The organism is Corynebacterium sp. MC3 (genome assembly GCF_900099485.1).
GTDB classification, from domain to species: domain Bacteria; phylum Actinomycetota; class Actinomycetes; order Mycobacteriales; family Mycobacteriaceae; genus Corynebacterium; species Corynebacterium pseudogenitalium.
This window is the reverse complement of record NZ_LT622815.1, coordinates 49,944-62,623: the sequence shown is the minus strand read 5'-3', so window position 1 is coordinate 62,623 and position 12,680 is coordinate 49,944. Positions and strand designations below refer to the sequence as shown.

The 12,680-nt window shown below is 60.2% G+C and carries 18 protein-coding genes; 7 read left to right on the top strand and 11 right to left on the bottom strand.

What is annotated here, in order from left to right; all coding sequences use genetic code 11:
• Positions 1-3 precede the first annotated feature (3 nt).
• Together glp and BQ4436_RS07105 are read right to left on the bottom strand one after the other, a co-directional pair.
• Positions 4-1,305 carry a molybdotransferase-like divisome protein Glp gene (gene glp / locus BQ4436_RS07110; protein ID WP_070976125.1) on the bottom strand — a complete coding sequence of 434 codons (1,302 nt, stop codon included), beginning with the start codon at positions 1,303-1,305 and terminating at the stop codon, positions 4-6.
• Positions 1,306-1,331: 26 nt separating this feature from the next.
• On the bottom strand, positions 1,332-2,303 hold the full coding sequence (locus BQ4436_RS07105) for a UTP--glucose-1-phosphate uridylyltransferase (RefSeq protein ID WP_070976124.1): 972 nt from the start codon (positions 2,301-2,303) through the stop codon (positions 1,332-1,334).
• 64 nt (positions 2,304-2,367) lie between these two features.
• Between BQ4436_RS07105 and BQ4436_RS07100 the strand changes: the two genes are divergently transcribed.
• From BQ4436_RS07100 to mscL, 3 genes are read left to right on the top strand one after another with little or no spacing between them, the layout of a single operon-like run.
• Positions 2,368-2,943, top strand: a complete 576-nt coding sequence (locus tag BQ4436_RS07100) for a 5-formyltetrahydrofolate cyclo-ligase (protein WP_070976122.1) — start codon at positions 2,368-2,370, stop codon at positions 2,941-2,943.
• A 35-nt stretch (positions 2,944-2,978) separates the two neighbouring features.
• Positions 2,979-3,584: an SAF domain-containing protein gene (locus tag BQ4436_RS07095; RefSeq protein WP_070362821.1), complete on the top strand. Its 606-nt coding sequence runs from the start codon at positions 2,979-2,981 to the stop codon at positions 3,582-3,584.
• A 53-nt stretch (positions 3,585-3,637) separates the two neighbouring features.
• On the top strand, positions 3,638-4,042 hold the full coding sequence (gene mscL, locus BQ4436_RS07090; RefSeq protein ID WP_070362822.1) for a large-conductance mechanosensitive channel protein MscL: 405 nt from the start codon (positions 3,638-3,640) through the stop codon (positions 4,040-4,042).
• A gap of 5 nt (positions 4,043-4,047) precedes the next feature.
• On the opposite strand, the gene BQ4436_RS12045 is transcribed toward mscL, so the two are convergent.
• The 7 genes from BQ4436_RS12045 to BQ4436_RS07060 all read right to left on the bottom strand — a co-directional run bounded on the left by BQ4436_RS12045 (position 4,048) and on the right by BQ4436_RS07060 (position 9,054).
• Positions 4,048-4,263 carry a hypothetical protein gene (locus BQ4436_RS12045; protein WP_255366152.1) on the bottom strand — a complete coding sequence of 72 codons (216 nt, stop codon included), beginning with the start codon at positions 4,261-4,263 and terminating at the stop codon, positions 4,048-4,050.
• Positions 4,264-4,281: 18 nt separating this feature from the next.
• The gene (locus BQ4436_RS07085; protein WP_070976120.1) at positions 4,282-4,851 is read right to left on the bottom strand and encodes a MogA/MoaB family molybdenum cofactor biosynthesis protein; all 570 of its coding nucleotides are present in this window, start codon (positions 4,849-4,851) and stop codon (positions 4,282-4,284) included.
• A gap of 64 nt (positions 4,852-4,915) precedes the next feature.
• A complete protein-coding gene (locus BQ4436_RS07080; protein WP_083329488.1) occupies positions 4,916-6,124 on the bottom strand; it encodes a S1C family serine protease in 1,209 nt (402 codons plus the stop codon).
• Between the two features lie 83 nt (positions 6,125-6,207).
• Positions 6,208-7,791 (bottom strand): HAMP domain-containing sensor histidine kinase, encoded by a 1,584-nt coding sequence (locus tag BQ4436_RS07075; RefSeq protein WP_070976118.1) that lies wholly within the window; start codon positions 7,789-7,791, stop codon positions 6,208-6,210.
• Positions 7,788-8,486, bottom strand: coding sequence for a response regulator transcription factor (locus BQ4436_RS07070; RefSeq protein WP_070362825.1), 699 nt, complete (start codon positions 8,484-8,486; stop codon positions 7,788-7,790). The genes BQ4436_RS07075 and BQ4436_RS07070 overlap by 4 nt, the downstream gene beginning before the upstream one ends.
• 102 nt (positions 8,487-8,588) lie before the next feature.
• Positions 8,589-8,762 (bottom strand): 50S ribosomal protein L32, encoded by a 174-nt coding sequence (rpmF, locus tag BQ4436_RS07065; RefSeq protein WP_070362826.1) that lies wholly within the window; start codon positions 8,760-8,762, stop codon positions 8,589-8,591.
• A gap of 19 nt (positions 8,763-8,781) precedes the next feature.
• Positions 8,782-9,054 carry a type B 50S ribosomal protein L31 gene (locus BQ4436_RS07060; protein WP_038589209.1) on the bottom strand — a complete coding sequence of 91 codons (273 nt, stop codon included), beginning with the start codon at positions 9,052-9,054 and terminating at the stop codon, positions 8,782-8,784.
• A 374-nt stretch (positions 9,055-9,428) separates the two neighbouring features.
• Here BQ4436_RS07060 and rpmB point away from each other — a divergent pair, with 374 nt between their 5' ends.
• The 4 genes from rpmB to rpsR are packed head-to-tail and all read left to right on the top strand — an operon-like array spanning position 9,429 to position 10,402.
• Positions 9,429-9,665 (top strand): 50S ribosomal protein L28, encoded by a 237-nt coding sequence (gene rpmB / locus BQ4436_RS07055; protein ID WP_070362827.1) that lies wholly within the window; start codon positions 9,429-9,431, stop codon positions 9,663-9,665.
• On the top strand, positions 9,665-9,829 hold the full coding sequence (rpmG, locus tag BQ4436_RS07050) for a 50S ribosomal protein L33 (protein WP_070362828.1): 165 nt from the start codon (positions 9,665-9,667) through the stop codon (positions 9,827-9,829). The genes rpmB and rpmG overlap by 1 nt, the downstream gene beginning before the upstream one ends.
• 3 nt (positions 9,830-9,832) lie before the next feature.
• A complete protein-coding gene (gene rpsN / locus BQ4436_RS07045) occupies positions 9,833-10,138 on the top strand; it encodes a 30S ribosomal protein S14 (RefSeq protein ID WP_070362829.1) in 306 nt (101 codons plus the stop codon).
• 12 nt (positions 10,139-10,150) lie between these two features.
• Complete coding sequence (rpsR, locus tag BQ4436_RS07040; RefSeq protein WP_070362830.1) at positions 10,151-10,402, top strand: 30S ribosomal protein S18; 252 nt, start codon at positions 10,151-10,153, stop codon at positions 10,400-10,402.
• A gap of 159 nt (positions 10,403-10,561) precedes the next feature.
• Here rpsR and purH read toward each other — a convergent pair whose 3' ends face one another.
• Together purH and purN are read right to left on the bottom strand one after the other, a co-directional pair.
• Positions 10,562-12,088, bottom strand: a complete 1,527-nt coding sequence (purH, locus tag BQ4436_RS07035) for a bifunctional phosphoribosylaminoimidazolecarboxamide formyltransferase/IMP cyclohydrolase (RefSeq protein WP_070362831.1) — start codon at positions 12,086-12,088, stop codon at positions 10,562-10,564.
• Positions 12,085-12,678, bottom strand: a complete 594-nt coding sequence (gene purN / locus BQ4436_RS07030; protein ID WP_070976117.1) for a phosphoribosylglycinamide formyltransferase — start codon at positions 12,676-12,678, stop codon at positions 12,085-12,087. The genes purH and purN overlap by 4 nt, the downstream gene beginning before the upstream one ends.
• Positions 12,679-12,680: the final 2 nt, after the last annotated feature.

The following is a 12,680-nucleotide window of genomic DNA, read 5'->3' as shown; positions in this document are numbered from 1 at the left end:
CGTCTATCCCCGCTGCTGGAGGAATTCGACGTCCACCACGTCGCCTGGGCGGATCTCCGCGGTGGACTCCGGCAGGCGAATCATGGCGTTGGCTTCCGCGAAGCCTGCGAAGAGGTGGGAGGTTTCGCCACCGGCACCGCCGAGGCCTTCGACTAAGTAGTCGCCGGTCTCCGTGTCTCGCATGAGGCGTGCACGGATGTAACCACGCCGCCCCGGCTGCGAGGTAATTGCCCGCATCGAGCGTGCGCGAACCACCGGGCGCTGCCAAGACTGCTTGCCCAGCGCTTGGCGGATTGCCGGTCGCACGATGGTTTCGGCGATCACGAGCGCGGCCGTCGGATTGGACGGCAGCAGGAAGACCGGCACATGTTCCTCACCCAGCGTGCCGAAACCCTGGACGGACCCGGGGTGCATGGCCACTCGAGTGGTGTCGATTTCCCCGAGGTCATGCAGCACTTCTTGGAGTGTCTGCGCGCCTGAACCACCAACCGCGCCGGTGATCACTATCATCTCGCTGCGCCCAATGTAGCCAGCCAGGATTTCCCGCATTTTCCGCGGTTCAGCGTTCATGATGCCGGCACGGTGTACATCTGCACCCGCTTCTTCGGCGGCAGCGGAAACGACGTAGGAGGCGACGTCGATAACTTGGCCCAAGCCTGGCTCTCGTTCGATGTCAACGAGTTCCATGCCGAAACTCAGCACGGTGACCCTCGGCCGGGGATACACCAGTACTTTTGTGCGCCCAGCAGCGGCTAGCAGCCCAATTTGTGCAGGTCCGAGGACCGTGCGGGGGCGCACTGCGATGTCGCCTGGCTGGATATCAGCCCCCGGCGTGCGTACGAACTCGCCACTTGCAACTGGGCGTTGCGGCGTAACCCGCTTGGTGCCCCGGTCGCTCCATTCCAGTGGCAACACGGCGTCGGCAAGTGTGGGAAGCGGGGCACCTGTTGCAACCCGCACCGCTTGGCGTGGCTGCAGGCGCAACGGCTTCTGGGAACCGGCGGGAACCTCCCCCACCACGGGTAGAGCACGATCGGCGTTGGTGCGTGGGCGCGAATCGCGCTCCGGCTCGCCGTCTTCTTCCGCCTGGCGCGGCTTCACCCGCAGGCCTGCGGATCCTCCGACGTCGACCGCGCGGACGGCGTAGCCGTCGATGGCTGCTTGCGAAAAGCCGGGCAGCGCGCGTGTCGCTACGACTTCCTCGGCGCACATCAGCCCCAGCGCGTCGTCGATCCCCACTCGGATCGGCTCGGGGGTCCGGATTGCGTCGCCAATTATGGCAAGCTGCTCATCAACACCGCGCATCAGCCACGCCTCTTTCTACGCCTTCGTTAGCGTTGTTCATCACCCGTGAGTTCGGGGTGTTCGGCCTCAAAGTCGTTCATGATCTGCTTGAGTGCCGTGTACAGTGCAGGTCCGTACTTCGGGTCGTGCAAACCAAAGTCCACATTAGCGGGAATGTAGCCGCCCGGGTTGCCCAAATCGTGGCGCTTGCCGTGGTGCACCACGATGTGCACTGGATGACCTTCCTGGATCATCAGCTCGATCGCATCGGTCAGTTGCAGCTCCCCGCCCTTGCCCGGCGTGATGCGACGCAGCGCATCAAAAACTGCCCGGTCAAGCAGGTAGCGTCCGGTGGCCACGAGCGTCGACGGCGCGTCTTCCACGGCTGGCTTTTCCACCATGCCCTTCACGCGCTTGACCTCGACGCCCTCAATAGTCTCGTCGACGTCTTCGACATCAAACACGCCGTAGTTAAAGACTTCCTCCGGCGTCACGTTGAACGCACACAGCACGGAGCCGCCGAGCTTCTCGCGGGTGCGCACCATTTTCTCCATCACGCCGGTGGGAAGCACAAGGTCATCTGGCAGCATGACGGCGACAACGTCCTCGTTTTCGTCGAGGGCAGATTCCGCGCAGCTCACCGCGTGGCCAAGGCCCAACGGCTTCTCCTGCGTCACGGCGACTGCATTAATAAGGTCCGCGGCGCGGGCGACCTTCTTCACTTGGTCGTCTTTCCCGCGCGCCGCGAGGGTCTCGCGCAGCAGTTCGAACTCGCCGAAGTGGCGCATGATTTCTTCTTTTGCCGGAGCTGTCACGATCACCAATCGGCGAGCGCCGAGCTCTGCCGCTTCCTCGGCAATCAGCTCGATACCGGGTGTATCCACCACGGGCAGGAGTTCCTTAGGAACAGTCTTCGTAGCTGGCAAAAACCGTGTACCCATGCCAGCTGCCGGCACCACGACGGTCTTCACGCCACGCGACGCAGGCTGCTGGGAGGTTTCTTCATTAGACTTCCGCATAAAGATCTACTTTACCTCTGTATGGCCCGACTATCGTTTCCGACTCGTGAGGAGGCTCCCCCACTTGCACACCAAGCAAACTATCCGCGAAGCACACACTACTTTTCGACGCCACCTCGCCAGCAAACCCGACGAAAAGCGTCAACGCGACGCCAGCATCCTCCAGCACACGCTCAAGGCTCTCGATCACTTCGGCGCCGTGGGCAGTGAAATCAGCGCCTACCACCCGTTGCGCACGGAACCCGCTGCAGCTGACTACCCGCTGCAGCTCGCCCAACACGCAAGAACGGTGTGGCTGCCAATTTCGCTTCCTGGCGGTGTGTTGCAATGGGCCGCGTGCACCGAAGAACAGCAGCCGGGCGCGCTTGGCATCGCGGAGCCAGTCGGTTCCCGGTTCTCAAGCGAGGTGCTCAAAGGTTGCGCTGCGCTGGTGATCCCGGCGCTCGCTGTGGACCGCCGCGGGCAACGTTTGGGTAAGGGCGCCGGCTATTACGACCGGGCGCTTGAGCAGGTCCGCGACCACCGCATCCCTATTGTTGCGGTGGTGTTTGACGAAGAGGTCGTCGACACGCTGCCAGCGCAACCTCACGATGTGCCCGTCGATGCAATCGTGACAGACCGCGGATTTTTCCCACTCTAAGGAACCTTCCGGGCCACACCCGCGTCTAAAGACGCATGAAGCCCGCCTCATTCCTTCGCGACCTCCGCATGCCCGGTTACCACCGCACCGTCACAGTGCGCCGCACGATCGCAGTAGTGTTGCTGCTGGTAGCAGGCGCAAGCATACTTTTCGACGCCCGCTCCGCCGACCCACCCGCTGTTGTCTTCGCCCGCGACGTTGAGGCCGGCACAGTGCTCACCACGGCGGACGTGGAGCTTCGCAGGCTGCCGCCCTCTGTTGTTCCCGCGAACGCCTTGGGCAGTACAGACCTCGCCGTCGGACAGGTCCTCGCGGCTGGTGCATCCGCGAACGAAGTAGTTACCAACACCCGTCTTGTCGGACCGGACCTTAAAGCTTCGCTGATCGAAAGCGATGACGACCCGCACGACTTCACCATGGTTCCGGTCACGCTCGCGGAACCGGAACTCATCCCGATGCTGCATCACGGCGCCGGCGTAGACGTGGTCGCGCCAGGCCCGCGAGTTATTGCGCGTGGCGGAAGGGTGGTCACGACGAACGAGGAGGGGTCAATCCTGGTACTGCTGCGCAGTGTCGATGCAGCCAACGTTGCGGCCGCATCACTGACGGACCCGTTAACAGTTGTATTGACCACACGATAGTTTGTTGCCTATAGTTTTTAGGTCCAAATCCAAACCTTACAAAGGAGACCCTAATGCTTGAGGGCTTTAAGAACTTTATTCTGCGCGGCAACGTTATTGACCTCGCAGTCGGTGTTGTTATTGGTGCTGCGTTCACCGCAGTTGTTACCGCTTTCTCCGACAACATCATCAACCCGCTGATCGCTTCCGTCGGTGGCGCTGATTACTCCGGCCTTGGCTTCCACATCATTTCCGGCAACGACGCAACTTTCCTCGACTTCGGCGCGCTGATCACTGCAGCGATTAACTTCCTGCTGATCGCGGCAGTCGTCTACTTCGTGATCGTCGCTCCGATGAACAAGCTCGACGAGATGCAGAAGCATAAGCGCGGCATCCAGCCAGACGCCCCGGCTCCGACCGAGACCGAGCTGCTCACCGAAATCCGCGACCTGCTCTCCGAGAAGCCCGCGCAGCAGTAGTACTGCTATTCTCCGTAATGGGGTGGTCGCTCGTACTCATAAAAGGCTTTGCCTGTGAGTTCTGGCTCGCCGTCGCCGTCGATATCGACGCTGCGCCCGGCATCATAGCCCGTCCGCCCAGAAGCCGCGTCACCAAATAGTTGCGTGCGTTCAGGACTACGGTCGTACTCTGCTTCCGACCGTCGCTCCACGCGCCTCCGCTGGTGGCGCGGCTTTTTCATGCTCGCCATCGTTCCTGATTACGACTGTACGGAGTAGGTATTCAGCTCGCCGATCAGGTGCTGGACTAGTGGTGCGATCGTCGATACGCCGTCGCGTATCGCTTGGCGGCTTGCGGCAAGGTTGACCACCACGGTCGAACCAGAGACGCCACACACACCGCGCGACGTGCAGGCATCCACCGCTCCACACGCCTGGCCCGACGAACGAACCGCCTGCGCTACGCCCGGCACGTTCTTGTCGATCACAGCCTTCGTCGCCTCTGGAGCCGTATCACGTGGCCCGACGCCAGTGCCACCGACGGTCAGCACCAGGTCAACCCCACCAACGACACCGGTTTCGATCGCTTTGCGGATCTCCGCCTCGCTCGAATTGACGTGCACCACCGCGTCAACGGTAAACCCGAACTCGCTGAGCAACTCGACGAGCATGTCACCCGTGGTATCCCCTTCTGAGCTGTATCGGCGGTCTCCCACCAGCACCGCGATGGCCGCAGGAGGCGTCGGAGTCTGCTCGGCGAGCTCTGCGGCCTTCAGCGATGCTTCGTCGGGCTCCCCAACCGTGTCAAGCAATACTTCTGTCGTTGGCATGCCAGGTCTCCTGTCGTGTCGTTGCGAAATCGCACAGTTTCATTTTCATTGTTTGCTTCAAAACTTACCCGTTGCTCAGGGTTACATCTACGGAATGAGGAGCTTCTTCTCCCTCCCCCAAGACTTCAAGCTGAACGACCTGCCCGAAGTCCTTCGACCGCGTCGCCGCAATCAACGCATCCGCTGAATCAATCAGCCGACCGTCCAGTTTGGTAATCACATCACCTTCTCGGATACCGGCCTTTTCTGCTGGACTACCAGGCTCAACTCCGGCGACCACGGCGCCGTCGATACGAGTGCCGCGAATCGAAACGCGGACGCCCAACATCGGCTGCGACGCCTTGCCGGTTTCAATGAGCTGCTGCGCGACACGCTTGGCAAAATTCGACGGAATCGCGAACCCGAGACCAATCGAGCCCGACGACTGCTCGCCACCAAAGCCGCCCGCCGAGAGCGAAGCAATAGCCGAGTTCATCCCGATCAGGTGCCCCTGCATATCCACGAGCGGGCCACCCGAGTTACCGGGGTTAATCGCAGCGTCTGTCTGCAGCCCGTCCATCAACGAGCTCTCCCCACCGCCCTGGGCCGCACGCACCGGGCGGTTCTTCGCCGAGATGATGCCACTGGTTACAGTCGCCGAGAGCCCAAGTGGAGAACCAACTGCGACAACCTGCTGGCCAACCTTCAGCTCGTCCGAGTTGCCGAAGTCAAGCACAGGGAGATTTTCGACGCCATCAACCTTCAGCACGCCAATATCAGTGTTGACGTCCGACGCTACAAACGTAGCCGAGTGCTTCGAGCCGTCGTTGAACACCACCTGAATCTCGGACCGTTCGGTCGCCGCAGCGCCGATCACGTGGTGGTTCGTCAAAATGTAGCCGTCGGAGGAAATAATCGACCCCGACCCTTCCGCGATACCATTCGGCGTCGCCACAGTGATGGATACAACCGAAGGCAGCACTGCGGCCGCAACCTGCTCAACGGAGCCATCAGGCGCAGTCTCTGGCGATGCGAGGCTCGGGTTCTCAAGTGCGTTGTAGTGCTGCTGTTCGCCGTTATCGTTCGCAGCGACGACTGCGTACCCGGCGCCGGCGCCGGCCAACAGCGAAAGCACTACGGAGCACGCCACTGTAGCCGCCCCCAGCCCACGCCGCTGCTTTTGCTGCGGTGCAGACTGCACGAATGCGGTTTCCGGGAAGGCCTCCTGTGGATAGGAGGTCTCGTACGGGTTTTGTTGTGGCGTATTTGATTGTGGTGAATACGGGTTCGTCATGTGCAGTAGTATGCACGACGCCACTGTGGTAGCACTAAAAAGTAAACTCGTTCTCTCGCAATGTTTCCTGAATGTTCACTGTGTTAGCTGAGCTGGGATTTGTTCGGCAATCGCGGAATTTCGATGCCTTCTTCTTCCAGATAAAAATCCTCATCAGCATCCGGAGCCTTCCCCGGGAAGACCACACGGAAGCGCGCCCCGTGGTCATCCGACTCCTCCACGAAGATCCGGGCACCATGCCGGTCCATCACCTGCTTGACGATTGCAAGCCCCAAGCCCGAACCAGGCATCGAACGCGACTCCGCCGAACGGTAGAAGCGTTCAAAAACCCGCTCACGCTCCTCCGGAGCAATGCCCGGGCCGGAATCGTCGACAACCAACACTGCGTACTTCTTCGCTGCCTTCAACGAAATCCTTACCGTTCCGCCTTCTGGCGACCACTTGGCCGCGTTGTCGATCAGGTTTAGCGGAGCGCGGCCCATCGCGAACCGATCACCCATAATCAGCCACGGGTCAGCGTTGAACTGGAACGTAACGTCAGGCCGACGACGCTCAACACGCCGCACAGCCTCCTCCAGGATCACATCCAGGCGGATCTCCTCAAACTCAACGTTCGAGGAATCCTCCCGCGCGAGATCCACCAGGTCTCCGATCAGCGTCGACATTTCTGTCATCTGCGCCAGCACATCCCGCTCAAGATCGGCGCGGTCCTCCGCACTAATCTGATCCTGCCGATCAGCGGAGTACATCATCATGAGCAGCTCAATATTGGTACGCATGGAGGTCAGCGGCGTTTTCAGCTCGTGGCCGGCGTCGGCAACAAGCTGTGCCTGCCTGGTGCGCGAATCCTGCAGCGAAGCCATCATGTCATTAAACGCGTTCGTAATACGCGCCATCTCATCATGGCCCTGCACCGGAAGCGGCTTCAGCTCCTTCGTCCTGGTCACTTCCTTCAGCGCAAGGTGCAATTTACGCAGCGGGCGCATACCGGAACTCGAAACCAGGAACGCCACCAGCGTCGACACTATCCAGCCCAAGCTGAGCAGCACCAACAGCGCCGCGGCAATACTGCGCTGCAGCTGACGCGTCGGGTCGACCGCCTTCGACAGGGCCACGACTGTTCCATCATCCAGCCTTGTAACCAGCACACGGTTACCGTGCAGGGTGCGTGCGGAGACGTCCGCTCCGTAGTTCATTCGAGCAAAGTCCCCACCCACGGGAATTTCATCTCCCACGAACCGGTTCGACTCCGCGCGTGAAGCCGTGGCGAGGATGTGAGGGTTGCGGCGTCGAAAAGTCTCGACCTCAGCCGCCAGCTCCTCATCGCTGGACATTTCCTGCGAGTCGTACGCGAGCATCGCGCCCTGCGTGCGCAGATCGTTGTCCATCATGCCGATAATCGACGTCGACGACGCCCAGTAGCTCACCGATGCCGTGACCAAAATCGTAAGGGCCACGAGCACGCCTGTCAGCACCGCAAGCTGCTGGCGAAGCGTCATCTCCGACCCGAGGTACGCACCACGAATATAGGTATCGAACAGGATCGTCGGCAGGTTCGGACGCGGGGGTTCCTGATCCTGCTCGGCTGCCGACACTTGGCAATCCACCCCCTCAAGGGACATGCCCGTAGTGCGCTCAAAGTGATCCGCCGACTGGCGCAAAATCACAGTGCAGTCTCCCGAAGCACGTAGCCAACCCCACGGACCGTATGGATCAGGCGAGGCTCCCCGCCCGCCTCAGTTTTCTTACGGAGGTACCCGATGTAGACCTCCAAGGCGTTGCCGGACGTCGGGAAGTCGTATCCCCACACCTCTTCAAGAATCTGCTGGCGCGACAGCACCTTGCGCGGGTTCTCAATCAAAACGAGAAGGAGCGCGAACTCGGTACGGGTCAAGGAAATAGCGCGGTCGCCGCGGAAGACGTCGCGGGTATCGGTCTCTACAGACAAGTCCTCAAACTCGTACTTTGTTTTCGGAGCAGACTGCGACTGGATGGCGTCTGCCTGAGCGCGGCGCAGCAGCGAGCGTACGCGTGCCAACAGCTCCTCAAGCGCGAAAGGCTTCGGCAGATAGTCATCAGCGCCGGCATCCAAGCCCGCTACACGGTCCGCGACTCCATCTCGCGCTGTCAGCATCAACACAGGACGGTCGTATCCCGAGGAGCGCAATGTGCGGCACACGTCGAGCCCATCGATCTTCGGCATCATCACGTCCAGAATCGTCAGATCGGGCTGTTCGTCACGGATGACATCGAGCGCCTCCTCGCCGTCGGAAGCAAGCAGTACATCATACCCGTTGAAGCGAAGGGAACGCCGCAGGGATTCACGAACGGCTTGCTCATCATCGGCAACAAGAATCTTCATACGCCCATTATTGCCTATCTGAGAGACTTTTAACACCGGACTGTCAGATACATGAAAAAGCCGGGCCCGTTGGGCCCGGCGAACGCTTATAGTAAGGCGCTTTTAGAACTGCTCGACGTCAATCAAGCCAGCCTGTGCAGCCTTGAGCAGGCGACGTGGGATACGTACTTCCTGGCCGTCAACCTTCGCGGTGATCAGCGGCGCATTGTCAGCCTTCCACTGCGAACGACGCATACGGGTGTTCGCGCGGGACTTCTTAAACTTAGGGGTTGCCATTGTTGTTTCTCCTTACGCCCTATTTTGCGGTCTTCTTCTTGCGGCGAGCCATACCGCCGAAGCGCTGGTTGAACTTCTCAACGCGGCCAGCGGTGTCCATGAGACGCTGTGCGCCGGTCCAGAACGGGTGGGACTCAGCGGTCACATCAACGACGATGAGCGGGTACTCGTTGCCGTCTTCCCAGGTATCGGTGCGGTCGGAGGTCTTGGTGGAGCGCGTCAGGAACTTGTGGCCCGTGTTCGCGTCCTGGAAGATTACCGGGTGGTAATCCGGATGGATATCCTTTTTCATATGTGAGTTCGTCTCCCTCAGGATTGATACTTCAGGTCGGTTCCCCACTTGGGGATCGTGCCTGAGTTGGGTGCGAATGATTCATGTCCGCCCAGCTGTTCACTGGACAACTTTGCACATATTACAGGGTGAATCCGGTTTTACATAATCAAGTTCCACCAACGCCACCGACAAACAACCGGTAGGTGTGCGAAATAGAATTATGCATTTCCTTGCTGGACGTGTATTGTTGACTCTCGCTGTTGTCGAAGTACACGTATACGCCTACGTCAACCGATTACTCAGATACTTTGTCGCGGACCCTCACTCCGCATTTCCGTATCTAACTTTTCAGTGATCAGTGCGTGGGCGGCAGAAGAGAAAGAAGTCAACCCATGTCGGCACATTGCCAGGTCACGGGACGGAAGCCACAGTTCGGCAAGACCGTCTCCCACTCGCACCGCCGCCACTCGCGTCGTTGGAACCCCAACGTACAGAAGCGCCGGTTCTACCTGCCCTCCGAGGGCCGTACCATCACCCTGACCGTTTCCACGAAGGGTCTGAAGGTCATCGACCGCGACGGAATTGAGTCCGTCGTAGCTAAGATCCGTGCACGAGGTGAGAAGATCTAATGGCACGCAACGATATTCGCCCGATCATCAAGCTGAAGAGCACTGCGGGCACAGGTTTCACCTATGTAACCCGTAAGAACAAGCGCAACAACCCAGATCGCATCTCTCTGAAGAAGTACGATCCGGTTGTTCGCAAGCACGTCGAATTCCGCGAGGAGCGATAAGTTATGGCTAAAAAGTCCAAGATCGCCAAGAACGAAAAGCGCAAGGAGATCGTCGCTCGCTACGCTGAGCGTCGTAACGAGCTGAAGGCAATCATCCGCAACCCGGAGACCTCTGACGAGGACCGTCTGGACGCTCAGTTTGAGCTGAACCGCCAGCCTCGCGACGCCTCCCCTGTTCGCGTGCGCAACCGCGACTCCCGCGATGGTCGCCCACGTGGTTACCTCCGTAAGTTCGGTATTTCCCGTGTCCGTATGCGCGAGATGGCTCACCGCGGTGAGCTGCCTGGCGTCCGTAAGTCTTCGTGGTAAGGAGGATGACCAATGAAGCGCAATAATAACCATCGCAAGGCGCGCATGGAGCAGTCCCGCCGCCCGAAGAAGAACCCGTTGAAGGCCAAGGGCATCGAGAAGGTCGACTACAAGGACCTCGACACCCTTCGTCTGTTCATCTCTGATCGTCACAAGATCCGTTCCCGCCGTGTTACCGGTCTTTCCCCACAGCAGCAGCGTGAAGTTGCTACTGCGGTGAAGAACGCACGCGAGATGGCTCTTCTGCCGTTCACCAGCCGCTAAAGTTCGGTTGACGATAACAGCGTAGAGTCTTTCGACGAACTCCCGCCCCCTGGTTTCCAGGCGCGGGAGTTTTTTCATCCCCTGTTGAAGCTGACACGCGGCACGACAAAAGGCCCCCACGTCCGTGGGGGCCTTCGGTATGTCTCGGGTTAGGCGATACTAGTGCGCAAAGTGGCGCGTACCGGTCACGTACATTGCGACGCCAGCGTCTTCTGCGGCCTTAATGACTTCCTCGTCGCGGATGGAGCCACCAGGCTGCACGACGGCACGCACTCCGGCGTCCGCGAGGATCTGGAATCCATCTGCGAATGGGAAGAACGCGTCGGAGGCGGCGACGGCACCGTTGGTACGGTTGCGGCCCTCGTCGAGCGAGTTAGCGCGGTCGACGGCCAGCTTCGCGGAATCGACGCGGTTGACCTGCCCCATGCCGATGCCGACGGTAGCGCCGTCGTGCGCAACGAGGATTGCGTTCGACTTCACGCAGCGTACTGCACGCCACGCGAACACGAGGTCCGACATGGTTGCGTCGTCGACGGCTTCGCCTGCCACTAGCTTCCAGTTTTCTGGGTTATCGCCCTCGGCCTGGAACGCGTCGCGCTCCTGGAGAAGGAAGCCGCCGGAGATCTGCTTGATCTCCTCGGTGTCTTGGCCTGGCTCCACTTCGAGGATGCGAAGGTTCTTCTTGGTCTGCAGCAGCTCGAGTGCATCCGGCGCGTAGGAAGGCGCGATGATGACCTCGGTAAAGATTGGCTTGACCTGCTCGGCAAGCTCGAGCGTGACCTCGCGGTTCGTCGCAATGACGCCGCCGTACGCAGATACAGGGTCGCAGGCGTGCGCCTTTCGGTGCGCGTCAGCGATGGACACCCCAGATACTGCGACGCCACACGGGTTGGCGTGCTTGATGATTGCGACGCACGGTTCTTCGTGGTCCCAGGCTGCGCGCCACGCGGCGTCGGCATCCTGGTAGTTGTTGTAGCTCATTTCCTTGCCGCCGTACTGAGTGGCGTCGGCAAGGCCCCAGCCCTCGTTGATGACGCTTGCCGCCTGGTGCGGGTTCTCACCGTAGCGCAGCGCACCGTCCTCGTCGTCGCCGAGCTGCTCCGCAAACCAGTCTGCAACGGCGGCGTCGTACTCTGCGGTGTGCGCGAACGCCGCAGCCGCCAGTTCGCGGCGCTGCTCGAGGGTGAATCCACCCTGCTCAACTGCTTCTTGCGCCAGCTGGTACTGGTCCGGGGAGGTCAGGATCGCCACTGATGGGTGGTTCTTCGCTGCTGCGCGGACCATGGAAGGACCGCCGATGTCGATCTGCTCGACGCATTCATCGAACTCCGCGCCGGACGCAACCGTTTCCTCGAATGGGTACAGGTTGACCACAACGAGCTCGAACGGTGCAACTCCGAGTTCCTCGAGCTGTTGCTTGTGGCTGTCCTTGCGGAGGTCTGCCAGGATGCCTGCGTGCACGTGTGGATGCAGCGTCTTCACGCGGCCTTCAAGTACCTCTGGAAATCCGGTGACTTCCGATACTTCGGTGACGGGCACACCGCTTGCGGCGATCTTTTTAGCAGTCGAACCAGTAGAGACAATTTCCACACCGGCCGAGTGGAGCGCCTTGGCAAGCGGCTCAAGATCGGTCTTGTCGTACACGCTCACGAGCGCTCGACGAATAGGTGTGCGTTCGTTGTTCATTCGAAAGTGACCTTTCCTTCATGTATCGAAGCAGTAGCTAGTAGCTCAGTAACCTGACGGCGCTCTTCTTGCTTAATCCGTTCGTGCAGCGAGGACTCCGTATCCCCTGGCTGCACCAGCACGGGGCGCTGCGCAATGATGCGGCCTGTGTCCATCCCGTCGTCGACAAAGTGGACGGTGCAGCCGGTGACCTTGACGCCGTAAGCGAGGGCGTCGCGCACCGCGTGCGCTCCTGGGAAAGCAGGCAAGAGCGAAGGGTGAGTGTTAATTGTTTTACCTTCGTAGACATCCAAGAATGGGCGCCCCAAAATGCGCATAAACCCTGCGGAAACAACAAGGTCCGGGCTGCAACTAGAGACGGTTTCCGCAAGGTGGGCATTCCACGCGTCACGGTCCTTTTCCATTTCCACGATTGCAGTCGGGATGCCTGCGTTCTTCGCCCTCTCGATTGCCGGACACACTTGGTCCGCAACAACTAGGTCAACACGGTATACACAAGGGTGGGCGTCCTGGTAGTCCATAATCGCCCGCAAGAGCGTTCCAGTACCAGAAACAAGGACGGCCACAGATAAAGCTTTATCAGCACTCACGG

Bases quoted from the DNA above. Each gene is read 5' to 3' on its own strand.
- glp (WP_070976125.1), bottom strand. From the start codon at position 1,305: ATGCGCGGTGTTGATGAGCAGCTTGCCATAATTGGCGACGCAATCCGG.
- BQ4436_RS07105 (WP_070976124.1), bottom strand. From the start codon at position 2,303: ATGCGGAAGTCTAATGAAGAAACCTCCCAGCAGCCTGCGTCGCGTGGC.
- BQ4436_RS07095 (WP_070362821.1), top strand. From the start codon at position 2,979: ATGAAGCCCGCCTCATTCCTTCGCGACCTCCGCATGCCCGGTTACCAC.
- mscL (WP_070362822.1), top strand. From the start codon at position 3,638: ATGCTTGAGGGCTTTAAGAACTTTATTCTGCGCGGCAACGTTATTGAC.
- BQ4436_RS12045 (WP_255366152.1), bottom strand. From the start codon at position 4,263: ATGAAAAAGCCGCGCCACCAGCGGAGGCGCGTGGAGCGACGGTCGGAA.
- BQ4436_RS07085 (WP_070976120.1), bottom strand. From the start codon at position 4,851: ATGCCAACGACAGAAGTATTGCTTGACACGGTTGGGGAGCCCGACGAA.
- BQ4436_RS07080 (WP_083329488.1), bottom strand. From the start codon at position 6,124: ATGACGAACCCGTATTCACCACAATCAAATACGCCACAACAAAACCCG.
- BQ4436_RS07070 (WP_070362825.1), bottom strand. From the start codon at position 8,486: ATGAAGATTCTTGTTGCCGATGATGAGCAAGCCGTTCGTGAATCCCTG.
- rpmF (WP_070362826.1), bottom strand. From the start codon at position 8,762: ATGGCAACCCCTAAGTTTAAGAAGTCCCGCGCGAACACCCGTATGCGT.
- BQ4436_RS07060 (WP_038589209.1), bottom strand. From the start codon at position 9,054: ATGAAAAAGGATATCCATCCGGATTACCACCCGGTAATCTTCCAGGAC.
- rpmB (WP_070362827.1), top strand. From the start codon at position 9,429: ATGTCGGCACATTGCCAGGTCACGGGACGGAAGCCACAGTTCGGCAAG.
- rpmG (WP_070362828.1), top strand. From the start codon at position 9,665: ATGGCACGCAACGATATTCGCCCGATCATCAAGCTGAAGAGCACTGCG.
- rpsN (WP_070362829.1), top strand. From the start codon at position 9,833: ATGGCTAAAAAGTCCAAGATCGCCAAGAACGAAAAGCGCAAGGAGATC.
- rpsR (WP_070362830.1), top strand. From the start codon at position 10,151: ATGAAGCGCAATAATAACCATCGCAAGGCGCGCATGGAGCAGTCCCGC.
- purH (WP_070362831.1), bottom strand. From the start codon at position 12,088: ATGAACAACGAACGCACACCTATTCGTCGAGCGCTCGTGAGCGTGTAC.